Source organism: Pseudomonas sp. FDAARGOS_761 (genome assembly GCF_013343155.1).
Taxonomy (GTDB): Bacteria; Pseudomonadota; Gammaproteobacteria; order Pseudomonadales; family Pseudomonadaceae; genus Pseudomonas; species Pseudomonas aeruginosa.
Genome location: NZ_CP054572.1, coordinates 6204349 through 6228469, shown reverse-complemented (window position 1 = coordinate 6228469; position 24121 = coordinate 6204349). Strand labels below are relative to the sequence as shown.

Genomic DNA, 24121 nt, shown 5'->3' with positions numbered 1-24121 from the left:
AAGCATCACGCCTCCCCATCCAGCGACTCCACCCAGAACAACTCGTGCCGACGCACCGCCTTGCGCATGAACTCGTCCTCGCCGTATGCCGGCCAGCGACGCCCGGCCAGCCAGCCCTGCAGACGGCGGCGCAGACAGCGCTTGAACGGCGGCCTGGGTTGCAGGTCGTGCATCATGCCCAAGGCCATGGCCTTGTCCACCTGGCGCGTGCGCTCCAGCGCCAGCGTCCATGGCAGCAACGGCGAGCACTCTTCGGTCAACGGCGGCAGGCTGACCCCCATGTGCGCATCGCCCATCGGCCAGCGATCGTTGTCGTGCAGGTGATTGGCATAGTGCAACAATGCCTGCGGCTGCCAGTCCAGACCCTGGAGCGCCTCGCGCACGGCCTCCTGGGCGCGGACATGGTCCGGGTGCGGATCGAAATGCGGATGAGGCAGGACGATAACCTCGGGACGTGCCAGCAGGATCAGCTCGCGGAGATCGGCCAGCAGATTGTTCCAGGTCGACAGGCCGTCGGTATCGCTGGCCAGGCGCAGACGGTTGAACTGGCGGAACGGACGGATATCGGCGAGATCGGCCTCACGGGACGGCACCACCTCGCCCGGGTTCGCCTGCATGGCAGGCAATTGCAGGCAGAAATAACCCAGTTGCACGCAGCGCTCGGCCGGCACCCCACCCCACGCCGGCACGGCCTGGCTATCCCAGGCGCGCAGGCGGCCCTTCAGGCGCGCCGCAGCTATTCCGTCGAGGCCCATGCGGCGGTAATGCTCGGTTTCGATCTCGCCGGCGGTCAGGGTCACGATCCAGGCCTCGCGTGCCTGGCTGTAGAGGCCGAAGGCGGCCAGCTCGGCGTCGTCGGCATGCGGAGCGATGACCATCACCCGCCGGTCACGGTAGTCGGGATGGCGCGTACGCCACAGGGTCGGTTCGCCGACCAGCCGGCAATGCCGGCCGCGCAGGCGAATCCGGCCCTCGCCCAGCGGCCCGGCCAGTCCCGTCAGGTTCAGGTAGCGCAAGCCGTTCACCCCACGTTCGAAAGCCTGGGCATCGGCCTCCGCGCCACCTTCCAGCAGCACCGAGGGTTCGAGGAAACGCCCCAGCCAGCCAGCGCGCACGCCGATGCCAAGCACCAGCGTATCGCCTTCGCGCAGCTCGCCGTCGACTCGCAGACGGCCATCCGCCAGGCGTACCGGCAGCGACTCGACCCCTTCCGCGAAACGGTAGCGGTAGTCCTCGCCCGGCGAATAGAACAGGTGATCGGCGAACCAGGCTTCGTGGGCGACCCACAGGGCCACGAGGAGGATCGGCAACAACCAGGGGCTGACCAGCAGACCAACGGCCAGCAATGCCAGCAGCGCAACCAGTAGGCCGATCCGCTTGTTGCGTCGATGACGCTTGAGCAACTGCTGCTTGCGTGCGCTCATGCTTCAGACCTGGAAGACCGGAGAAGGATGGCACCAGCGATCCTTGTATTCGCGGTCGGCGCGACCGAACGAATAGCGCAGGGGTTTGCCCAGCGCTCGCGCATCCTCCCAGGCGGCCTGGGTGTTCAGGTAACTGAGCACGCTGCCAGGGCTGAACTCGCGGGTCTGCGGATCGACGCCGCCGTTGATGTACTCGACGCTGAGCCAGCCCGGCGCTTCGGCGCGATACAGTACCTGGACCGCGATGGGCTGGTCGTTGAGCAGCAGGACCGAGCCGCGCAGCAATTCGCGCAGCCGCTCGAAGACCTCGGCCATGCGCTCCGCGCCGGTGGCCGGGAAACCCCAGCGACGCTGGAACAGTTCGAGATAGATGGCGGCGAACTCGGCCGGGGCGAAGCTGTCTGCCTGGCGCACCTGGCCACCAGCCTCCTCCACCAGGCGCACTTCGCGCCGCTGGTTATAGCGGAACTTCTTGGAGAAATCCTCGGGGGCGCGAGCGAAAGCCAGTTGCTCGGTCTGAGGGCGCAGCGTGACGATGTTCCGCTCATGCAGCGCCGACAGGTAGCGTCCCGCATGGCGGAGGGCGATGCGGGCATCGTCGGCCACCGGCAGGATCAGTTCGGCGTTGCCCAGGTCGTACAGGCCCTTCTTGCCGCGCCGCTTGAGCACGTCCTTGGACAACGCCAGGTGGCGGCCCCAGGTCGGGATCGCCGCAACCAGTTCGCCAGCGCTCTCCCAACCCAGGTAACGCACCGGGATTCCGGCCATTTCGGCAAGTTGCTCGACCACCAGCGGGTGGGTCGCGACGCTGCCGCCGAAACGCTGCCAGGCCTGGGCGTAGGTCGGCGCATCCACTTCGCGCCAACCGCGTTCACGGAAGGCGCGCAACCTGTTCAGCATGCAGACTCCGAAGCGAAGCCGGCAATCGTCGGCAGGCGCCAGAATTCGCGGCGCACCGCGGCGTCGGAGAAGCGTGTCTCCAGGCGCTCGAGCATGAGTCGCGCACAGGCCTCGCGCTGGCGGCGGTCGAGCGCTGCCAGGTGGGTCAGACCCTCGGCCAGGGCCGTCTCGTCGCCCAGCGGGAAGAGGATGCCGACCCCCTCCACCACTTCGCGGGCGCCGCCACAGGCGGTGGCGATCAGCGGTACGCCGGCGACCATGGCCTCCAGCAGGACCATGCCGAACGGCTCGTGGTCGGAACTCAGGGCGAAGGCGTCGAACGCCTTGAAGTAGCGCCGTGCCTCTTCGACCTGGCCGAGGAACAGCACGCGCTCGCCGATGCCCAGTTCGCAGGCCAGGTCCTTGAGCTGCTCTTCCAGGCGGCCGCTGCCGAGGATCGCCAGCAGGCTGTTCTGTGGCAGGCGCGGCAGCGCGGCGGCGAAGCCGCGCAGCAGGGTAGCCTGGTCCTTGTCCGGATGCAGGCGACCAACGTTGCCGACCACCCAGGCCTCGTCGGGCAGGCGCAGTTGCCGGCGCGCACTCAGGCGCTCGACCTGCTCGGCCTGCAGCGCAGCGACGTCGATGCGGTTGTAGAGCGTCTCGATCCGCTCCGCCGGCCACTTCGGCAGGCAACGGCGGATATCGTCGCGCACCGCGTCGGACACCGCCAGCAGGCTCAGGCGCTTGCTCATCAGGCCGGCGAAGACCTTGCGCGACAACCGCTGGTAATCGCCGAAGGCGTGGTGCACGCCAACGATCGGCAGACGAGTGGCCAGGCTGGCGATCCAGATCGGCTTGAAGCGGTGCGCGATGCAGAAGCGGAAGTCGCGCGAACGGGCGATCTCGCGCAAGTCGCGGATCGCCTTCAGCTTGAGGCCACGGATGTCCCTGGAGCCGTACTCGAGGAACAGTACCTCGTCGGAGGCGCAACGCGCCGCCACCTCAGGATCGGAACGCCCGGTGAGGAACACCGTGGTGACCTTGTACGGGGTTCCGGCGAACAGGCTGGCGTACTGACGGGCACAGTCGAGGAAAGGCCCGTCGTAGCCGTGACAGAACTGCAGGACGCGAGGTTCAGCCGACCGAGTCATACCAGTCCACGCCCTCCTTCACGACCAGGATGTCCTCCATGATCAGGTACTGCAGATCGGAGCCGAAGAACATATTCAGGGCGTCGGTCGGCGAGCAGATCATCGGTTCGCCACGACGATTGAGCGAAGTGTTCAGGGCCACGCCGTTGCCGGTGAGGTTCTCCAGTTCCTTCATCAGGTCGTAGTAGCGCGGGTTGTACTCGCGCTTCAGCACCTGGGCGCGGGAGGTGCCGTCCTCGTGCACCACTTCCGGCACTCGCTCCTTCCACTCTTCGTTGACTTCGAAGGTGAAGGTCATGAACGGGGCCGGGTGGTCGATCTTGAACATCTGCGGGCCGACGGTATCCAGCATCGACGGGCAGAAGGGCCGCCAGCGCTCGCGGAACTTGATCTGCGCATTGATCCGGTCGGCCACGCCCGGCACGCTCGGGCAGCCGAGAATGGAGCGGCCACCGAGGGCACGCGGACCGAACTCCATGCGTCCCTGGAACCAGGCCACCGGGTTGCCGTCGGCAAGGATCCTGCCGATACGCCGGCTGCGGTTGTCGATCTTCTGCCACTGCGGCCTGGCCTCGTGACGGGCGCAGGCGGCGATGACGTCCTCGTTGGAATACTCCGGGCCGAGGTAGACGTGCTCCATCTTCTCCACCGGCACGCCGCGCTGGTGCGACACGTAGGCCGCCGCGCCGACCGCGGTGCCGGCGTCGCTGGCCGCCGGCTGGACGAACAGTTCCTTCACTTCGGGGCGCGAGATGATCTTCTGGTTGAGCTTGACGTTCAGCGCGCAGCCGCCGGCGAAAGCGACCTTGCCGGTCTCGCGGATGATATCGCCGAGGTAGTAGTCCATCATCTCCAGCGCGAGCTTCTCGAACAGCGCCTGGATGCTCGCGGCGTAATGGATGTAGGGATCGTCGGCGATGTCGCCTTCGCGCTTGGGCCCCAGCCACTCGATCAGCTTGGGCGAGAAGTAGTAGCCCTTGCCTTTCTCCTTGTAGCGGCGGAAGCCGATGACGTTGGCATAGTCGGTGTTGATCACCAGTTCGCCGTTCTCGAACTTGGCGAGACGGGAGAAATCGTACTTGCTGGCGTCACCGTAGGGCGCCATGCCCATGACCTTGAACTCGCCGTCGAGCATGTCGAAGCCGAGGTACTCGGTGATCGCGCCGTACAGGCCGCCCAGCGAATCCGGATCGTAGAACTCCTTGATCTTGTGGATCCGACCGTTCTCGCCCCAGCCGAAGAAAGTGGTGGCGTACTCGCCCTTGCCGTCGATGCCGAGGATCGCGGTCTTTTCCTTGAACCCCGAGCAATGGTAGGCGCTGGAGGCATGGGCAAGGTGGTGCTCGACCGGCTGGATCTTGATTTTCTTCAGGTCGAAGCCGAGTTGCTGCAGGCACCACTCGATGCGCTTGTAGTAACGCTTGTAGCGGCGGTTGCCGAGCAGGATCGCATCCAGCGCGCGATCCGGCGCGTAGGCGTAGCGCTTGGCATAGTGCCAGCGGGCCTTTTCCATGATGCTGATGGGAGCGAAGGGAATCGCCACCACGTCGACATCGGCCGGCTCGATCCCTGCCTGCTCCAGGCAGAACTTCGCCGATTCGTAGGGCATGCGGTTCTTCGCGTGCTTGTCGCGCACGAAGCGCTCTTCCTCGACGGCCGCGACCAGCTTGCCGTCGATGTACAGGGCGGCGGACGGGTCATGGCTTACGGCGCCAGACAGGCCTAGGACGGTCAATGCCACGGTAGAACCTCTTCAAAGCAGCTCGCGGTTGCGGAGTGGGACCGACAACCGCGGCTTTCGTTTAACTCGTCGACCGCCGCAGGCGGTGGTCGTCGCTTGTCGTTCAAGCCCCGGCGGCGTCGCCGAGGCGGGGAATCCGTTGCTCCAGCAGCCGGTAGAGGCCGCTGTCCTGCGGCCAGTTGCGCAGGAAGCGCGCGCGGTCGCGGGCGTAGGCGCGGGCAAAGGACGCCTGGCTGTGATGCTTGCGCATCGCGTCCAGGTCGATCAGCGCCCATTCGCCGCCTTGTTCATGGGCCTGCCAGAACAGGTTGTGTCCCTTCAGGTCGCCGTGGCTGATGCGTTCGCGGATCAGCGTCGAAAACAGCCGATCCAGTGCCGCCAACTCGGCTTCCGGTGGCGAAACGGCGCCATCGGGCATGTCCAGGCAAGGCTTAAAACGAGCGATTATATCCTGACCGCCGAGATAATCGGTAATCAGGTAGGCGCGCCCGCGCAGCCAGCACCAGCGCCGCTCCAGCATCGCCAGCGGACGGGCGGTGGCGATGCCGAGGAATTCCAGGCGGTTGCCTTCGCGCCAGGAGGCCCAGGCCCGGCTCGGCCGCCAGAAGCGCTTCAGCCAATGGACCCAGCCCTTGATGTTGTAGCGCTTGATGATCAGCGTGCGGCCGTTCGCTTCGACCCGGGCGACGGTGGCCGCGCCGCCGTCCTTGTAGACGTGGCCGGCGGCGATCAGGCGGTCCGCGTCCGCCAGCAGCGGCGCCATCGTCTCGGCCTCGCTGCGGCGGGCGGCGAACAGGCGGAACGGACCGCGCACGACGCTGAACAGGCTACAGTCGCGACCGACCTTCCTCAGCAGGTCGCGTACCCGCCAGCGGCGAACCTTGGCGATTTCCTTCTGCAAGGCTTCCAGCGGCAGCGCATGCTCGCCGTTGGCCAGCAGGTAGTGCACCAGCAACTCCTCCAGGAAAGGATCGAGGAGCGCCGGCAACTGGGCGAAGAACACCCCGAGGTTTTCCAGCACTTTCTGTCGCGACAGCGGCTGGCCGGGAGTTTCCGCACGCACGCCGCCACCGTCGATGAGATACAGGCGGCCGGCGTGGCGCAACAGGTTGTCCAGATGCAGGTCGTCCTGCCAGAGGCCCTTTGCATGCAGCTCGCCAATGGCTGCCAGGGCTTCGCCGAGCACCGCTTGCTGGGCATCGCCCAGCGGCGCCTGGGCCTCCACCGCACGCCAGGCGTCACCGAGGCTCTGCGCCGCGTCGAGGTAGTCGAACAGCAGCCAGCCGCCCTCGCCCTGCTGCAGCCCGTCGGCCAGCAGCGCCGGGGTGGTCAGCCCCTGGGCCGCGAGCAGACGCGCCCCTTCCAGTTCGCGCTGGAAATGCCGTGCGGCCTTGCCGCCCACCAGCAGCTTGGCCAGCACCTTGCGCCCACGCCATTCGCCGGCACCGACGTAGCGCTGCCCGGGCAGCACCCGCAGCAGACTGTCCAGGCGCAGTTCGGCAGCGCCAGCGCCATCCGCCAGGGTCACCCGCAATGGCAGTTGCGGGTGGCGCCCGGCGGCTTGCAGTTCGGCCAGTCTCATCGGCGCGACTCCTTGCGCCGGCGGCGCTGGTCGAGAAGGCGATACCACTGCTCGACCTCGGCCGAGTCGAGGGGTTCGTCGACATAGGCGGAGATGAATTCGTGCACGTCCGCTTCGCTCCAGTCCGGGGCACGGCGCAGCATCGGCTCCAGGTCCTTGACCTGGTCGCGGCGGCCGAACCAGATCGGGCGGGTCTTCTCCAGGTCGATCAGGCAGGCCTCGAAGACACCATCGGCCCCCTCGCGGAGGAATACATGCTTGGGATAGAAGCAACCATGCATCTGTCCGGCCGCGTGCAGCTGGCGCGCCAGCCTGCCAACCGCCCGGAGAATCGCCCGGCGCCGCTCTTCGGCCAGGTCGTGCCAGGACGCCAGCCAGGTGTCCAGGTCCTGCCAACCGTCCAGGGCACGGGTCAGGAGGATCGCCTGGCGCTCTCCGCCGACCGCCTGCTGGGCGAAGAACGCCGCCTGCAGGGCGGGAATGCCCAGCGCCCGGTAGCGCTCGATGTTGCGGAACTCGCGGGCGAAGGTCGGCTCGCCCAGCGGATGGCGCAGGCTGCGGGTCAGGTGGTTGCTCTGGCGCTTCAGGTAGTAGGCGGAGTCGCCCAGGTCGAGGCGGTAGACGCTGCTCCAGCCACCCCTTTCGGTATTCGGTTCGTCCACGGCATCCAGCTGCAAGGCCCACAGGGCGTCGAAGCTGTCCAGACGGTTGCGCTGGAGCAGGTCGTGGTCCTGCGCGGCGATGAAAACGCTCATTCGCGCCCCTCGAAGAAAGCCACCACCTGGCGAATACGCTTCTTGTCGGATTCGTTCAGGTGCCGGCGACGGCGATATTGCAGGTAGAAGCGCAGGCGCTGGGTGCGCGACAGGTGGTACTTGGCCACCTTGTCCAGGCAGGCCAGGTCCTTGGTGATCCGGTAGCGCAGCATGAAGCTCCACCAGAACGCGCCGTTCGGGCAGTCGATGAAATACACCAGCGGCTGGGCGTCCACCAGCAGGTTGCGCCACTTCAGGTCGTTATGGGTGAAATGCTGGTCGTGCATCAGGCGCGTAGCCTTGGCGATCTGCCGGCTGACGCCGTCCACCCAGCGCGGGTCCTTCAGGCGCGGATCCCGGTTGCAGGCGAGTACCGACAAGTCCTCGGTGCCCGGCAGTTCGCGGGTGATCATGGCGCCGCGCTGGAAGGCGCCGGCCTTGCGCTCCAGCCCCCAGGCGACCACTTCGGCGGTGGGAATGCCCCACTTCTCGAAGCGCTTGAGGTTCTGCCACTCGGCCTTGATCCGCGGTCGCGCCAGGTAGCGGCGCAGGCCCTTGCCGGCGCTGCGGTAGCGCTTGACGTAGTAACGCACGCCGTCGCGCTCGATGCGGATGACCTCGGACAACGGGTCGCGGGTCAGGCGCTCGCCCTCCAGGGCGAACACACTATCGAGGCTACCGAAGTCGGCGGCCAGGTGACGGTAATTGGGTTCGAGGGTCCACCCCGCCATCAGAGCAGGTCTCCGTAACGCTGCTTGCGTTCGTAGAGTTTTTCCGCCTTGCGTTCCATCCAGGCCAGCAGGCCGGCCTCGTCGCGCAGTATCTCGCGCAACGGCCGGCGGAAATAGGTGCGCAGGAAGCGTAGCTTGTCGCGACGCGTCAGTCCGATGTCCAGCGCAGAGAAATACAATGCCGCCAGATCCTTGTTACGCCAGCGTTTCGGCGTGGCGTCGCGGGTCTGGGCACGGTGCAGGTCGATCACCGAGAGGCGGAAATCGTCCGCGCTCACCGGCTTGTCGGTGTGCAACAGGAAATGACAGATGTAGCAGTCGCGATGGTTGACTCCGGCACGGTGCATGTCGCCGACCATCCGCGCCACCGCCTCGACCAGCGCGCGCTTGAGCCGCGGCGGTGGAGGACGTTCGCGCCAGTCCTGGGAGAACACCTCGAGGTCCACGGTCGGCGCCAGTTCCTCGGTGACGATGAAGGAATGCTGCCGCGCCGGATCGCTGCCGCGCTCGCCGTAGGCGACCGCGGTCATGGTCGCTACGCCGGCCTCGTGCAGGCGCCGGATGGCCTGCCACTCCTGGCGCGCGCCGAGCACCGGGAGCTTGGCGGTGAGCAGGTTCTTGGCGATCTCGCCCCAGCCGATGCCACGGTGGATCTTGACGAAGTAGCCGCGCCCGTCGACCTCGGTGCGCAGGGTGCGGCGCCCCTCCAGTTCGCGGTAGACCTTGCCTTGCAGCGCCTCCACCGCCTCGAACGGGTCGCGCCCGCTCCACAGGCGCTTGAACGGCTCTTCCAGCACCAGCCTCATGAGGCCTCCCCGAGGATCAGGTCGGCGGCGCGCTGCGGCATGCTGTAGAGGTCGGCGTGATCGGCGTAGGCCAGGCCATTGCGCGACCAGGCGGCGCGCGCCGGAGCGTCCTCCAGCATTTCCGCGAGCAGGCGGTTGAGACTGTCCTGCTCGAACGGACTCGGCAGCACCCGCCCGGCGTCGGCCTCGGCGATGTAGTGGGCATAGCCGCAGACATCGGTCACCAACACCGGCAGGCCGGAGACCAGCGCCTCCAGCAGCACCGTACCGGTGTTCTCGTTGTAGGCCGGGTGGATCAGCAGGTCGGCGCCGAGCAGGAAGCGCGGGATATCGCTGCGCCCCTTGAGGATCTGTACCTGGTCGTTGAGACCGAGGGCGGCGATCTGTAGCAGGAACGGCTTGGGATCGTCCTGGCCGATGGCGATCAGCCGGGTGCGCCTGCGCAACGCCTTGGGCAGCGCGGCCAGCGCCTTCAGGCTGCGATCCAGGCCCTTGGTCTTGAAGCCGGAGCCGATCTGCACCAGCAGCAGGTCGTCCTCCTCCAGGCCGAACTCGCGGCGGAATTCCGCACGCACGTCCGCGGCGTTGGCCGGCGCCCGGCGATCCTGGCTGATCCCCGGCGGCAGCAGATGGAAACGCTCGGCCTGGGTGCCGTAGTGCTTGACGAAGAGCGGCTGCTGCACCTCGGAGATCATCAGGATCTCGGTCTTCGAGGCCGGGTCGAACACTGCCCGTTCGTAGCCGGCGAAGTGGCGGTAGCGGCCCCACTGGCGGTACAGCGGGTTGCGCAAGGTCTGGGCCTTTTCCTCGAAACAGGCGTCGGCGGCGTAGTAGACATCCAGTCCGGGCATCTTGTTGAAGCCGATCACCCGCTGCACCGGGCGCCTGGCCAGGTCGGCGCGGACCCACGCGGTGAACTTCTCGTTGCGCCGGTGGTTGAAGATCGAGCGCACCGGGGCCACCAGCACTTCGAAGCCGTCCGGCACGTCGCCCTCCCAGATCAGGGTATAGACGCGGATGTCGTGCCCGCGCCGCTGGCATTCCAGGGCGATGCGCATGAAGTCGCGCTGCAGGCCGCCGAAGGGGAAGTATTTGTAGAGGATGAACGCCAGGGTCATCGGAGGGTCTCCGGGGCCAGCAGCATGGCCTCCAGCTGGGTGGCCACGCGCTGGGGATTCAGCCGGGTGAAGCACAGCGGCTGCTCACGCTTGAGATCGAACAGTTTGCGGTCCTCTTCGGTCGGCTGGTAGGTACAGGTCTTCTTCAGGCACGGCGCACAGGGGAAGTCGCTGCCCAGGTGAACCTGGGAACGCCCGTAGGCGCCGGTGAAGCCAGGATTGGTCGGGCCGAACAGCGACAGCGTCGGCACGTCCAGCGCCGCCGCCAGGTGACCGAGGCCGGTATCCACCGCCACGCAGGCGCGCGCGCCGGCAAGCACCTTGGCCATGCCGGCCAGGGATAATCTGGGGAGTACCGCGGCATTTTCCAACCCCGCCGCCAGGCGCCCGGCCCGCTCCCGCTCGGCGGCGCTGCCCCAGGGCAGGCGCACCGACCAGCCGCGCTCGCACATGCGCTCGGCCAGTTCGCGCCAGTAGGCTTCCGGCCAATGCTTGGTGACCCAGGTAGTACCGTGCAGGAACACCAGGTACGGCGCGCCAGGGTCGGCGTCGGCCAACTGCTCGCGGTCCAGGCCATAGTCACCGACCGACTCGGGCAACGGGTAGTCCAGCGCCTGGGCGAACAACTGGCGCGTGCGCTCCACCGCATGCTGTCCCCAGGCGACCGGATAGGCACGGCGATAGAAGCGGCTGGCGAGCGGCTCGCGCGCCGAGTCGCGATCGAGACCGGCGACCGGCGTCTTGCCCACGTAGCGGGTCAGCCAGGCACTCTTCAGCAGCCCCTGGGCGTCGATCACCAGGTCATAGTCGACTTCCTTCAGGCGCTGCTTGAAGCGCCGCCATTCGCCGTTGCGCAGGGTCTGCCAGAGGTTCTTGCGCCAGCGCCGGATCGCCACCGGGATCACCCGCGCCACCGCCGGATGCCAGGCGGGAATCTCGGCGAAACCTTCCTCCACCACCCAGTCGAACTGGATGCCGGGAATCGCCCGGGCGGCGTCGGTAAGCGCCGGCAGGGTGTGGATCACGTCGCCGAGGGACGAGGTCTTGACCAGCAGTACCCTCATCCGGCGACCTCGGCAGGGTCGACGACCAGCCGCTCCAGGGCTTGCAATACCAGACCAGGCGGCAGCTCGCGGAGGCAATTGTAGTGGCCGAAGCGACAGGTGCGCTCGAAGCACGGGCTGCACTCGAGACCGAGGCGGACGATCTCCACCCGGTCCGCCAGCGGCGGGGTGAACTGCGGCGAGGTGGAGCCATAGACGCCCACCAGCGGGCGATCCAGCGCGGCCGCCACGTGCATCAGGCCGGAATCGTTGGACACCACCGCGCCAGCGCAGGACATCAGGTCGATGGCCTCGGCCAGCGAAGTCTCCCCGGCAAGATTGAAGGACTCCTCGCGCAACCCCGGAATCAGGCGCTGGCGAATCTCCTCTCCACCGGGATGGTCGTTCTTCGAGCCGAACAGCCAGACCTGCCAGCCGGCACGGATCTTCGCCTCGGCGACCGCGGCGTAGTGTTCCGCCGGCCAGCGCTTGGCCTCGCCGAACTCGGCGCCGGGACAGAGCGCCAGCACCGGGCGGTCCAGGCTCAGGGCGAACTTGTCGAGCGCCGCCTGGCGGCTGCCGTCGTCGATCCGCAGGCGCGGCTGCGGATAGGGCTTCGGCAACTCCACGCCCGGCTCGAAGGCCAGGGCCATGAAGCGTTCGATCATCAGCGGATAGCGCTGCTTGTCGAGCTTTCGGATGTCATTGAGCAGCCCGTAGCGCATCTCGCCGCGCCAGCCGGTGCGCTTCGGTATTCCGGCGAACCAGGGCACCAACGCCGACTTCAGCGAGTTGGGCAGCAGGATCGCCTGCTCGTACTGACCGCGCAGGCCGCGTCCGATCCGGCGCCGGGTGGCGACGTCCATCACCCCGTGGCCGAGCGGGAAGCTCAGGGCCTGGCGCACCTCGGGCATGCGCTCGAGGATCGGTCGGCTCCATTCGGGCGCCAGCACGTCGATCACGCACTCGGGATGCCGCTGGCGCAGACACTGGAACAGGGTCTGCGCCATCACCATGTCCCCCACCCAGGAGGGACCTACGATCAGAATTCTCATTCAGGCTCCGGAAATGATCAGGGAGGCTTTCGCCTCCCTGTCACACCCTTCTTCGGTGCTTACTTGACCAGGGTACGCCACTCGGCGTGGGCCTCGGTCTTGCCGCTGACCAGGTCGAAATAGGCTTTCTGCAGCTTTTCGGTGACCGGGCCACGGCGGCCGGCGCCGATCTTGCGACCGTCCACTTCGCGGATCGGCGTGACTTCCGCGGCAGTGCCGGTGAAGAAGGCCTCGTCGGCGATGTACACCTCGTCGCGGGTGATGCGCTTCTCGACCAGTTTAAAACCGTGTTCGGCGGCCAGGGTCAGGATAGTGTTACGAGTGATGCCGTTCAGGCAGGCGGTGACTTCCGGGGTGTAGATCACGCCATCCTTGATGATGAAGATGTTCTCGCCGGAGCCTTCGGCCACATAGCCTTCCGGATCGAGCATCATGGCCTCGTCGGCGCCGCCGGAGATCGCCTCCTGGAGGGCCAGCATCGAGTTGATGTAGGCACCGTTGGACTTGGCGCGGGTCATCGAGATGTTGACGTGGTGGCGGGTGAAGGAACTGGTGCGCACCTTGATGCCTTGCTGCAGGGCTTCCTCGCCCATGTAGGCGCCCCAGCTCCAGGCGGCGATGATCACATGGACCTTCAGGCCGCTGGCGCGCAGGCCCATGCCTTCGCTTCCGTAGAACACCATCGGGCGGATATAGGCGCTTTCCAGGTTGTTCTCGCGCACGGCGGCGCGGGTCGCCTCGTTGATCTCGTCGCGGCTGTACGGGATCTGCATGTTCATGATGTGCGCGGAGTCGAACAGCCGGTCGGTATGCGCCTGCAGGCGGAAGATCGCCGTGCCCTGCGGGGTGTCGTAGGCGCGCACGCCCTCGAACACGCCCATTCCATAGTGCAGGGTATGGGTCAGCACGTGCGTGGTCGCGTCGCGCCACTGCACCAGTTCACCGTCATACCAGATCACGCCATCACGATCGGCCATCGACATAGTTGCCAGCTCCTTCAGATATTCGTTACGTACTTGCGTTACGTGCCTGAGTGGATCAGCCGAGCCGCAGCTCGCGCCAGATCCTGATCACTTCTCGCCGCTCCGTCTGGAAGTGCTCGCCGCTCACGACCCCGGCCTCCTTCTGTAGTGCCAGGCGGTGTGCGGCTGCGCGATAGGCCTTGTAGGCCTCCTGCAGGAGACGGACGTCCTCGCTGGCGATCAGGCCAGCCCGTTCCAGTCCTTCCAGAATGCGGATGTTATCGGTGAATTCGAGCAGCGCCGGGTGTTCTCCGGACCAAGCTAGAACCGCATATTGCACCATAAATTCGATATCGACGATACCACCGGCATCGTGCTTGAGATCGAAGGCTGCCGTGGCCTCGAAGGCATTCGAGGCGGTACCGGCGGCGGTCGCGCGGGTTCCCAGGTTGTCGCGCATCTTGGCGCGCATTTCGCTGACTTCGGTGCGCAACGCGTCGAGATCGCGCGGCCTCGCCAGCACCTCGGCACGTACCGCCTCGAAGCTCGCCTGCACCCGCCGGCAACCGGCCAGCACCCGGGCGCGGACCAACGCCTGGTGCTCCCAGGTCCAGGCCTCCTGCTCCTGGTAGCGCTGGAAGGCGCCCAGCGAACTCACCAGCAGGCCGGCCGCGCCGCTCGGACGCAGGCGCATGTCGACCTCGTAGAGGGTGCCGGATGGCGTCTGCGCGGTGAGGAAATGGATGATCTTCTGCCCCAGGCGGGTAAAGAACTGCGCGCCATCGATGGATTTGCCGCCATCGGTCTCGCAGTGGGGGTCGCCGTCATGGATGAACACCAGGTCGAGGTCCGAGCCATGACCGAACTCCAGCCCGCCGACCTTGCCGTAGCCGACGATGACGAAGTCCGGATCGCACGGCGTGCCGTCGGCGCGCAACGGCCGGCCGTGACGCTGCACCAACTGCCGCCAGGCCAGTTCGAGGACCTCGACGAGGATCGCCTCGGCCAGCCAGGTCAGGTAGTCGCTGACCTTCATCAACGGCAGCGTGCCGGCGATCTCCGAGGCCGCCACCCGCAGCCCGTGGGCCAGCTTGAAGTGACGAAGGGTCTCCATCTGCTGCTCGAGGTCGTCCTCGGGAATCCGCATCAGCCGTTCGCGCAGCTCGGCGGCCAGCTCGGCGGCCTGTGGAGGACGGAACAGGCGCCCCTCGTTGAGCAGTTCGTCGAGCAGGATCGGGAACCGCGCGATCTGCTCGGCAACCATCGGGCTGGCCGCGCAGAGGGTCAGCAGGCGCTCCAGCGCGCCAGGGTTCTCGGTCAGCAACACCAGGTAGGCGGAACGCCGCGCCACCGCTTCCACCAGCGGCAGGACCCGCTCCAGCACCAGGTCCGGCTGAGGGTTTTCCACGGTCATCGCCAGCAGGCGCGGAACGAAGGCATCCAGGCGTTCCCGGCCGAGACGCTGCATCGCTCGCACCTGGGGGCCGTGGCGCAGATCGCTGAGACGCTTCCAGGCCGCCTCGGCATCGACGAAGCCGGCGTCGGCCAGTTGCCGGCTGGCCGACTCCTCGTCCAGCGCCTCCTCCCACAGCGGGATCCACTCGGCGCCGACGCTGCCGCAGGCCGCCTCGCCGCTTTCGTCCTCGTCCGGGTCGGCGATCACCTGGCGGAAGTGCCAGTCGATGCGCGCCCGCCAGTGGCTCAGGCGCTCGTGGAATGCGGCCCAACTGGCGAAGCCCATGATGAAGGCCACGCGGATGCGGTCGTATTCGTCGCTGGGCAGCATTTGCGTCTGCCGGTCGGCCAGCGCCTGGATGGCATGCTCGGCGTAGCGCAGGAACTCGTAGCCGCCGCGCAGCTCCTCGACCACCGCCGGCGGCAGGTAGCCCTGCCCCTCCAGGGTCGCCAGCACTTTCAGCAGCGGCCGTTGCTGCAAGCTCAGGTCGCGCCCGCCATGGATCAACTGGAAGGCCTGGGCGATGAACTCCACCTCGCGGATACCGCCTTCGCCCAGCTTGATGTTTTCCGACATCCCCTTGCGCCGGACCTCCTGCTGGATCAGCTGCTTCATGGTGCGCAGCGCCTCGATGGCGGAGAAGTCCAGGTAGCGCCGATAGACGAACGGCCGCAGCATGCCGAGCAGTTGCTCGCCTGCCTGCCGGTCGCCGCCGACCACCCGCGCCTTGATCATCGCGTAGCGCTCCCAGTCGCGCCCCTGGTCCTGGTAGTACTGCTCCAGCGCGGCGAAGCTGTAGACCAGCGGTCCGCTGGAGCCGTAGGGACGCAGGCGCATGTCGACGCGGAAGACGAAGCCGTCGACGGTGATCGCATCCAGCGCCTTGATCAGCTTCTGCCCCAGGCGGGTGAAGAACTCCTGGTTGTCCAGCGAACGCTTCGCCCCCTCGGTCTCGCCGCCCTCCGGGTAACCGAAGATCAGGTCGATGTCCGACGACAGGTTGAGCTCCACCGCGCCCAGCTTGCCCATGCCGAGGACCACCATCCGCTGCGGTTCGCCGGAGCGCCGGCCGATCGGCGTGCCGAACTGCTCGCACTGGCGCCGATGGAGCCACTCGCAAGCCAGGTCGATGCAGGCGTCGGCCAGGGCCGACAGGTCGCGACAGGTTTCCGCCAGCGCGGCGCGGCGGGTCAGGTCGCGCCAGATGATGCGCAGTTGCTGGCGTGTGCGGAAACGTCGCAGGCGCCGACCGAGTTCGTCCTCGTCGGCGCAATCCTCCAGCCGCGCCTGCAACTGGCTGCGCAATTCGCCGGGCGCGTGGGGGTTCTCCAGCTCGCCGCGTTCGGCCAGATCCAGCAGCATCGCCGGGTCGCGCACTGCCTGCTCGGCGACGAAATCGCTGGCCGCAGCGACCCGTCGGAAATCCTCCAGGCGCTCCTCGGGCCAGGCCTCCAGGCGGGCCAGGGCGGCGGCATCGAGGGCGGCGACAGCGGAGCGGAGGGCAGTCCCGGCGCGTTCGGCGGCGGGCAGCAGGGTGGCCGGCAGATTCGCCAGCGAAGGCAGGCTCATGGTCTATCCTGTTTGGGCTTCCGACCGAAGACCACAGGCTCGACGCACAACGTCGAAAAGGCTCTACATCGGGCCTTATAGCCTGACAGCAACAATCGAAATGTAGTTTTACTACTAAAAATTGTATCCAGAGGGCTGTTTCTCAGACTGATCTGTAGTAAAACTACAAGTCGCCGGGTACACCCCCGGAGAACATCCAAGAATTAGCTGCGGTCGCCCACGAGGCCGGCCGCTCACCTATGGCATCCGATTCTGGAAGCCTTTCCGCCCTGGAGCAAGCCATGCAAGACCTCGATCCCGTCGAAACCCAGGAATGGCTGGACGCCCTGGAGTCCGTACTCGACCGCGAAGGTGAAGACCGCGCTCATTACCTGATGACCCGCATGGGCGAGCTGGCCAGCCGTAGCGGCACCCAACTGCCCTACGCGATCACCACGCCCTACCGCAACACCATTCCGGTAACCCACGAAGCACGCATGCCCGGCGACCTGTTCATGGAGCGCCGGATCCGCTCCCTGGTGCGCTGGAACGCCCTGGCGATGGTGATGCGGGCGAACAAGCACGACCCGGACCTGGGCGGCCACATCTCCACCTTCGCCTCCTCGGCGACCCTCTACGACATCGGCTTCAACTATTTCTTCCAGGCTCCCACCGAAGAACACGGCGGCGACCTGGTGTTCTTCCAGGGCCACGCGTCCCCCGGCGTCTACGCCCGCGCCTTCCTCGAAGGCCGCATCAGCGAGGAACAACTGGAGAACTTCCGCCAGGAAGTGGACGGCAACGGCCTGTCCTCCTATCCGCACCCCTGGCTGATGCCGGACTTCTGGCAGTTCCCCACCGTATCCATGGGCCTTGGCCCGATCCAGGCGATCTACCAGGCACGCTTCATGAAGTACCTGGAAAGCCGCGGCTTCATCCCCGCCGGCAAGCAGAAGGTCTGGTGCTTCATGGGCGACGGCGAGTGCGACGAGCCGGAATCCCTCGGCGCGATCTCCCTGGCCGGCCGCGAAAAACTCGACAACCTGATCTTCGTCATCAACTGCAACCTGCAGCGCCTCGACGGCCCGGTCCGCGGCAACGCCAAGATCATCCAGGAACTGGAAGGCGTGTTCCGCGGCGCCGAGTGGAACGTCAACAAGGTCATCTGGGGTCGCTTCTGGGACCCGCTGTTCGCCAAGGACACCGCCGGCCTGCTGCAGCAGCGCATGGACGAGGTCATCGACGGCGAATACCAGAACTACAAGGCGAAAGACGGCGCCTACGTCCGCGAGCACTTCTTCGGCGCGCGTCCGGAACTGCTGGAAATGGTCAAGGACCTTTCCGACGAGGAAATCTGGAAGCTCAACCGCGGCGGCCACGACCCCTACAAGGTCTATGCGGCCTACCACCAGGCGGTCAACCACAAGGGCCAGCCGACCGTCATCCTGGCCAAGACCATCAAGGGCTACGGCACCGGCAGCGGCGAAGCGAAGAACATCGCGCACAACGTGAAGAAGGTCGACGTCGACAGCCTGCGCGCGTTCCGCGACAAGTTCGACATCCCGGTCAAGGACGCCGACCTGGAGAAGCTGCCGTTCTACAAGCCTGAAGAAGGCAGCGCCGAGGCCAAGTACCTGGCCGAGCGCCGCGCCGCGCTGGGCGGCTTCATGCCGGTGCGCCGGCAGAAGAGCATGAGCGTGCCGGTTCCGCCGCTGGAAACCCTGAAGGCCATGCTCGACGGCTCCGGCGATCGCGAGATATCCACCACCATGGCCTTCGTGCGGATCATCTCGCAGCTGGTCAAGGACAAGGAACTCGGCCCGCGCATCGTCCCGATCGTCCCGGACGAGGCCCGTACCTTCGGCATGGAAGGCATGTTCCGCCAGCTCGGCATCTACTCCTCGGTCGGCCAGCTCTACGAGCCGGTGGACAAGGACCAGGTGATGTTCTACCGCGAGGACAAGAAGGGCCAGATCCTCGAGGAAGGCATCAACGAGGCCGGCGCCATGTCCAGCTGGATTGCCGCCGGTACTTCCTACAGCACCCACAACCAGCCGATGCTGCCGTTCTACATCTTCTATTCGATGTTCGGCTTCCAGCGCATCGGCGACCTGGCCTGGGCCGCCGGCGACAGCCGCGCGCACGGCTTCCTGATCGGCGGCACCGCCGGTCGCACCACGCTGAACGGCGAAGGCCTGCAGCACGAGGACGGCCACAGCCACCTGCTGGCCTCGACCATCCCGAACTGCCGCACCTACGATCCGACCTACGCCTACGAACTGGCGGTGATCATCCGCGAAGGCTCGCGGCAAATGATCGAAGAGCAGCAGGACATCTTCTACTACATCACCGTGATGAACGAGAACTACGTCCAGCCGGCCATGCCGAAGGGCGCAGAGGAAGGCATCATCAAGGGCATGTACCTCCTCGAGGAGGACAAGAAGGAAGCCGCTCACCACGTGCAACTGCTGGGCTCCGGCACCATCCTGCGCGAAGTCGAGGAAGCGGCCAAGCTGCTGCGCAACGACTTCGGTATCGGCGCCGACGTCTGGAGCGTGCCGAGCTTCAACGAGCTGCGTCGCGACGGCCTTGCCGTCGAGCGCTGGAACCGCCTGCATCCGGGCCAGAAGCCGAAGCAGAGCTACGTCGAGGAGTGCCTGGGCGGCCGTCGCGGCCCGGTGATCGCCTCCACCGACTACATGAAGCTCTACGCCGAGCAGATCCGCCAGTGGGTTCCCTCCAAGGAGTACAAGGTGCTCGGCACCGACGGCTTCGGCCGCAGCGACAGCCGCAAGAAGCTGCGCAACTTCTTCGAAGTGGATCGTCACTGGGTGGTGCTGGCCGCGCTCGAAGCGCTGGCCGATCGCGGCGATATCGAGCCGAAAGTGGTGGCCGAGGCCATCGCCAAGTACGGTATCGATCCGGAGAAGCGCAACCCGCTGGATTGCTAATTCGCTCCATACTCCCCTCGGCAGCGAGGGGTTTCGAGCACGCCGGCGCCGCCAACGGGCGGCGCCGGCTCACAACGAACCAAGGACCAAAAGTCTTTGTTTTGCGCGCCGCACAGCGGTGGTGGCACGTAAAAGGAGAGGAATGTGAGCGAACTCATTCGCGTACCCGACATCGGCAACGGTGAGGGTGAAGTCATCGAGCTGCTGGTCAAGCCCGGCGACAAGGTCGAGGCCGATCAGAGCCTGCTGACCCTGGAATCCGACAAGGCCAGCATGGAAATCCCCAGTCCCAAGGCCGGGGTAGTGAAAAGCATCAAGGCGAAGGTCGGCGACACCTTGAAAGAAGGTGACGAAATCCTCGAGCTGGAAGTGGAAGGCGGCGAACAGCCTGCCGAAGCCAAGGCCGAGGCAGCGCCCGCCCAACCGGAAGCGCCGAAAGCCGAAGCGCCTGCTCCCGCCCCGAGCGAGAGCAAGCCGGCCGCCCCCGCCGCAGCCAGTGTCCAGGACATCAAGGTCCCGGACATCGGCTCGGCCGGCAAGGCCAACGTCATCGAAGTGATGGTCAAGGCTGGCGACACGGTCGAGGCCGACCAGTCGCTGATCACCCTGGAATCCGACAAGGCCAGCATGGAGATCCCTTCGCCGGCCTCCGGCGTGGTGGAAAGCGTCTCGATCAAGGTCGGTGACGAAGTCGGCACCGGCGACCTGATCCTCAAGCTGAAGGTGGAAGGCGCCGCTCCGGCAGCCGAAGAGCAGCCGGCAGCCGCTCCGGCCCAGGCCGCGGCGCCCGCCGCCGAGCAGAAGCCCGCCGCGGCGGCCCCTGCGCCAGCCAAGGCCGATACCCCGGCTCCGGTCGGCGCACCCAGCCGCGACGGCGCCAAGGTCCACGCCGGCCCGGCGGTGCGCATGCTGGCGCGCGAGTTCGGCGTCGAGCTGAGCGAAGTGAAAGCCAGCGGTCCCAAGGGCCGCATCCTCAAGGAAGACGTCCAGGTCTTCGTCAAGGAGCAACTGCAGCGCGCCAAGTCCGGCGGTGCCGGCGCCACCGGCGGAGCCGGCATCCCGCCGATCCCGGAAGTCGACTTCAGCAAGTTCGGCGAAGTGGAAGAAGTGGCGATGACCCGCCTGATGCAGGTCGGCGCCGCCAACCTGCATCGCAGCTGGCTGAACGTGCCGCACGTGACCCAGTTCGACCAGTCGGACATCACCGACATGGAAGCCTTCCGCGTTGCCCAGAAGGCCGCGGCGGAGAAGGCCGGGGTCAAGCTGACCGTACTGCCGATCCTGCTCAAGGCCTGCGCCCACCTGCTCAAGGAACTGCCGGACTTCAACAGTTCGCTGGCCCCCAGCGGCAAGGCGCTGATTCGCAAGAAGTACGTACACATCGGCTTCGCCGTGGACACTCCGGACGGCCTGCTGGTCCCGGTGATCCGCGATGTCGACCGGAAGAGCCTCCTGCAACTGGCCGCCGAGGCCGCCGAGCTGGCCGACAAGGCCCGCAACAAGAAGCTCTCGGCCGATGCCATGCAGGGCGCCTGCTTCACCATCTCCAGTCTCGGCCACATCGGCGGCACCGGCTTCACGCCGATCGTCAACGCGCCGGAAGTGGCGATCCTCGGTGTGTCCAAGGCGACCATGCAGCCGGTATGGGACGGCAAGGCCTTCCAGCCGCGCCTGATGCTGCCGCTGTCGCTGTCCTACGACCATCGCGTGATCAACGGCGCCGCCGCGGCGCGCTTCACCAAGCGCCTGGGCGAGCTGCTGGCGGACATCCGCACCCTGCTCCTGTAATACCTGCGCCGCTCCCCACGGAGCGGCCAGCCCCTCTCGCGAGCATGCCACGCTCGTCTCTCGGCCCCACCGGATGGTGGGGCTTTTTTTGCCTGCCTGACGGCTCGGCGAAACTGCGTCCCGTCGTACCGCCAGCGAATGCCACAGGACCCGCAGGCGCGAGTTCGACGCGCACGATGACAGGCACTCGACGCCAACCCTCCCGGCGAAGCCAACCCTACGAAAAACAGGGCTTTTCCAGCGGCGCCGCAGACCTCCGACCGTCCAGCGGTTTTTTCCCGGATACGCTTAACTTGGGCCCTGCCGGGCCGATACAGAGTTACTTGTCAGACCAATCGGCATAATGCACCCTTTGCCTGCACCCCATCGAAACGGGTCGAGGCCTCCCCCTCGCTCAGTACCTGGAATCAGCCTCGCATGAAAAGTCATCCCGATGCCGCCAGCCGTTCGGCGGCCGAGGTTGTCACGCAGCTACCCGTGCCGTCGCGGCTCGGGCTGCTGCGTTTCGAGCGGCTGAACGAGCCGAGCTGGGCACTGCTGTTCCTCGATCCTGCCTGCGAGCGCCAGCTCGGGCTGCCGGCGACTACCCTCTGCGCACTGCTCGATGCGCCTTACGCCAGCCTGATGGAACCCGAGGCCCGCCACCGCCTGCACGAGCAGATCCAGCAGCAACTGGTGAAGCGCCCGCACTACCAGGTGAGCTACAAGCTGCACACACCCAACGGCGTGCTGACCATGCTGGAGTTCGGCGAAGCCTTCCAGCAGCATGGCCGCCAGTTGCTGCACGGCTACCTGATGGTCGAGGAGCGACAGGAGAGCGCCGAGCGCAGCGAACAGTTGCTCGACCTGGAATCGCAGAACCTGCGCCTGAAGGCGTCCCTGGACCTCTACCAGCGCTCCCAGGACGACCACCTGCAACACCTGCTGCGCTCGCGCACCCAGCAGAACCTGATCGTCCGCCTGGCCCGCCATCGCTACCTGTCCAGCGACCCGCTGCTGGAAGCCGCGCAACTGATCACCCAGGCCGCCTGCGAAGCCTACGGCACCGCGCGCGCCGGCATCTGGCGCCTGCTCGACGACCAGCGCCTGGAAGCGGTGACCGTCTACCGCCGCGACCTCGACCAGTACGAGAAGCCCCAGAGCATCGACGCCAGCCGCTACCCCGCCTACCTCGAGGCGGTACACAGCGGGCGCGCCATCGACGCCCACAACGCCCAACGCGACCCACGCACCCAGGAACTCTACAAGGACTACCTGAAGCCGCTGGGCGTCAACGCCCTGCTCGACGCCACCATCCGCATCGGCGGCGAGGTGGTCGGCGTGCTGTGCCTGGAACACGCCGGCGAGAACCGCATGTGGCAGAGCGACGAGATCGCCTTCGCCGGGGAACTCGCCGACCAGTACGCGCAGGTCCTGATGAACCACGAGCGACGCAATGTCTCCAGCGCCCTGCACCTGTTCCAGCGCGCGGTGGAACAGAGCGCCAGCGCCTTCCTGCTGATCGACCGCGACGGCGTGGTGGAATACGTCAATCCGAGCTTCACCTCGATCACCCAGTACAGCGCCGACGAAGTGCGTAACCGACGCCTGTCCGAGCTTCCGGCGCTGGAGAACCTCAGCGAGCTGCTGTTCGACGCGCGTTCCGCGCTGACCCAGCAGAACAGCTGGCAGGGCGAGTTCCGCAGCCGCCGCAAGAACCACGAGCCTTACTGGGGCCAGTTGTCGCTGTCGAAGGTCTACGACGATCTCGGCGAGCTGACCCACTACATCGGCATCTACGAAGACATCACGCAGAACAAGCTGGCCCAGCAGCACATCGAGAAACTCGCCTACCGCGACAACCTCACCGGCCTGGCCAACCGGCACTATTTCATCGGCGCCCTCGAGGAACGCCTGGAAAGCAGCGGCGACCGCCCGCTCAGCCTGCTGCTGGTGGACATCGACAACTTCAAGCGGATCAATGACAGCCTCGGCCACCAGACCGGCGACAAGCTGCTGGTCAGCCTGGCCCGGCGCTTGCGCAGTTGCCTCGGCGACGGCGCCACCCTGGCGCGCTTCGCCAGCAACGAGTTCGCCGTGCTGCTCGACGACACCGCGGTGGAAAAGGGCGAAAGCATTGCCGCGCAGGTCCTGCACATGCTCGACAAGCCGCTGTTCGTCGACAACCAGTTGATCAACATCACCGGCTCCATCGGCCTGGCCAGCGCCCCGCAGCACGGCTGCGACCCGCAGACCCTGATGAAGTACGCCGGCCTGGCGCTGCACAAGGCCAAGGCCAACGGCAAGCACCAGGTCCAGGTGTTCACCGAGGCGCTGACCGCCGAGGCCAGCTACAAGCTGTTCGTCGAGAGCAACCTGCGCCGCGCCCTGGCGCAGAACGAACTGGCGGTGCACTACCAGCCCAAGCTGTGCCTGCGCAGCGGCCAGTTGCTCGGCCTGGAAGCCCTGCTGCGCTGGCAGCATCCGGAAAAAGGCATGATCCGCCCGGACCGCTTCATCAGCGTGGCCGAGGAAACCGGGCTGATCGTGCCGATCGGCAAGTGGGTGATCCGCGAAGCCTGTCGCCAGGCCCGCGAGCTGGCCGAGGCCGGGCTGGGCGAGCTGCAGATCGCCATCAACCTGTCGCCCAAGCAGTTCACCGACCCGGACCTGGTCGGCTCGATCGCGGCGATCCTCCACGAAGAGAACATCCCGGCCAGCCAGCTGGAACTGGAGCTCACCGAAAGCCTGCTGCTGGACGCCACCGACGATACCCGCCAGCAACTCGAACGCCTGAAGAGCCTCGGCCTGACCCTGGCGATGGACGACTTCGGCACCGGCTACTCGTCGCTGAGCTACCTGAAGAAATTCCCCATCGACGTGATCAAGATCGACCGCAGCTTCATCAAGGACATCCCGGACAGCCAGGACGACATGGAAATCACCTCGGCGGTGATCGCCATGGCCCACAACCTCAAGCTCAAGGTGGTCGCCGAAGGCGTGGAGAGCGCCGAGCAACTGGCCTTCCTCCGGCGCAACCGCTGCGACATCGGCCAGGGCTACCTGTTCGACCGGCCGATCCCCAGCGACCTGCTCAATACCAGCCTGCTGCGCTATCCCTGCCGCACCCTGCACTGATCGCCCAGGCCTCC

General features: G+C 66.6%; 16 protein-coding genes. 3 read left to right on the top strand and 13 right to left on the bottom strand.

The window, feature by feature from the left end; genetic code table 11:
* Positions 1-5: 5 nt before the first annotated feature.
* From FOC67_RS28935 to glnE, 13 genes are all read right to left on the bottom strand, one after another.
* Positions 6-1424 carry a PIG-L deacetylase family protein gene (locus FOC67_RS28935; RefSeq protein ID WP_009314385.1) on the bottom strand — a complete coding sequence of 473 codons (1419 nt, stop codon included), beginning with the start codon at positions 1422-1424 and terminating at the stop codon, positions 6-8.
* Positions 1425-1427: 3 nt separating this feature from the next.
* On the bottom strand, positions 1428-2324 hold the full coding sequence (locus tag FOC67_RS28930; RefSeq protein WP_003146348.1) for an antimicrobial resistance protein Mig-14: 897 nt from the start codon (positions 2322-2324) through the stop codon (positions 1428-1430).
* Positions 2318-3454 carry a glycosyltransferase gene (locus tag FOC67_RS28925; protein ID WP_003109898.1) on the bottom strand — a complete coding sequence of 379 codons (1137 nt, stop codon included), beginning with the start codon at positions 3452-3454 and terminating at the stop codon, positions 2318-2320. The genes FOC67_RS28930 and FOC67_RS28925 overlap by 7 nt, the downstream gene beginning before the upstream one ends.
* Positions 3438-5195 carry a carbamoyltransferase gene (locus tag FOC67_RS28920; protein WP_003095766.1) on the bottom strand — a complete coding sequence of 586 codons (1758 nt, stop codon included), beginning with the start codon at positions 5193-5195 and terminating at the stop codon, positions 3438-3440. Before FOC67_RS28920 ends, FOC67_RS28925 begins: the two co-directional genes overlap by 17 nt.
* A gap of 103 nt (positions 5196-5298) precedes the next feature.
* A complete protein-coding gene (locus FOC67_RS28915) occupies positions 5299-6777 on the bottom strand; it encodes a lipopolysaccharide kinase InaA family protein (RefSeq protein ID WP_003123597.1) in 1479 nt (492 codons plus the stop codon).
* The gene (locus FOC67_RS28910; RefSeq protein WP_003095770.1) at positions 6774-7532 is read right to left on the bottom strand and encodes a lipopolysaccharide kinase InaA family protein; all 759 of its coding nucleotides are present in this window, start codon (positions 7530-7532) and stop codon (positions 6774-6776) included. The genes FOC67_RS28915 and FOC67_RS28910 overlap by 4 nt, the downstream gene beginning before the upstream one ends.
* Entirely contained in the window at positions 7529-8263 is a 735-nt protein-coding gene (locus tag FOC67_RS28905; protein ID WP_009314386.1) for a lipopolysaccharide kinase InaA family protein, read from the bottom strand. The genes FOC67_RS28910 and FOC67_RS28905 overlap by 4 nt, the downstream gene beginning before the upstream one ends.
* The gene (gene rfaP / locus FOC67_RS28900; protein ID WP_003095775.1) at positions 8263-9069 is read right to left on the bottom strand and encodes a lipopolysaccharide core heptose(I) kinase RfaP; all 807 of its coding nucleotides are present in this window, start codon (positions 9067-9069) and stop codon (positions 8263-8265) included. The genes FOC67_RS28905 and rfaP overlap by 1 nt, the downstream gene beginning before the upstream one ends.
* Positions 9066-10187, bottom strand: coding sequence for a glycosyltransferase family 4 protein (locus FOC67_RS28895; RefSeq protein WP_003135667.1), 1122 nt, complete (start codon positions 10185-10187; stop codon positions 9066-9068). Before FOC67_RS28895 ends, rfaP begins: the two co-directional genes overlap by 4 nt.
* Positions 10184-11251, bottom strand: a complete 1068-nt coding sequence (waaC, locus tag FOC67_RS28890) for a lipopolysaccharide heptosyltransferase I (RefSeq protein WP_003095779.1) — start codon at positions 11249-11251, stop codon at positions 10184-10186. Before waaC ends, FOC67_RS28895 begins: the two co-directional genes overlap by 4 nt.
* Complete coding sequence (gene waaF, locus FOC67_RS28885) at positions 11248-12285, bottom strand: lipopolysaccharide heptosyltransferase II (RefSeq protein ID WP_009314387.1); 1038 nt, start codon at positions 12283-12285, stop codon at positions 11248-11250. The genes waaC and waaF overlap by 4 nt, the downstream gene beginning before the upstream one ends.
* A gap of 59 nt (positions 12286-12344) precedes the next feature.
* Positions 12345-13268 (bottom strand): branched-chain-amino-acid transaminase, encoded by a 924-nt coding sequence (ilvE, locus tag FOC67_RS28880; protein ID WP_003095783.1) that lies wholly within the window; start codon positions 13266-13268, stop codon positions 12345-12347.
* Positions 13269-13323: 55 nt separating this feature from the next.
* Positions 13324-16272: a bifunctional [glutamate--ammonia ligase]-adenylyl-L-tyrosine phosphorylase/[glutamate--ammonia-ligase] adenylyltransferase gene (glnE, locus tag FOC67_RS28875; RefSeq protein ID WP_009314388.1), complete on the bottom strand. Its 2949-nt coding sequence runs from the start codon at positions 16270-16272 to the stop codon at positions 13324-13326.
* Positions 16273-16553: 281 nt separating this feature from the next.
* Here glnE and aceE point away from each other — a divergent pair, with 281 nt between their 5' ends.
* The 3 genes from aceE to dipA all read left to right on the top strand — a co-directional run bounded on the left by aceE (position 16554) and on the right by dipA (position 24107).
* Positions 16554-19202: a pyruvate dehydrogenase (acetyl-transferring), homodimeric type gene (aceE, locus tag FOC67_RS28870; protein WP_003109907.1), complete on the top strand. Its 2649-nt coding sequence runs from the start codon at positions 16554-16556 to the stop codon at positions 19200-19202.
* 144 nt (positions 19203-19346) lie between these two features.
* A complete protein-coding gene (gene aceF, locus FOC67_RS28865; RefSeq protein ID WP_003125595.1) occupies positions 19347-20990 on the top strand; it encodes a dihydrolipoyllysine-residue acetyltransferase in 1644 nt (547 codons plus the stop codon).
* A 417-nt stretch (positions 20991-21407) separates the two neighbouring features.
* Positions 21408-24107 carry a phosphodiesterase DipA gene (gene dipA, locus FOC67_RS28860; protein WP_003110189.1) on the top strand — a complete coding sequence of 900 codons (2700 nt, stop codon included), beginning with the start codon at positions 21408-21410 and terminating at the stop codon, positions 24105-24107.
* Positions 24108-24121: the final 14 nt, after the last annotated feature.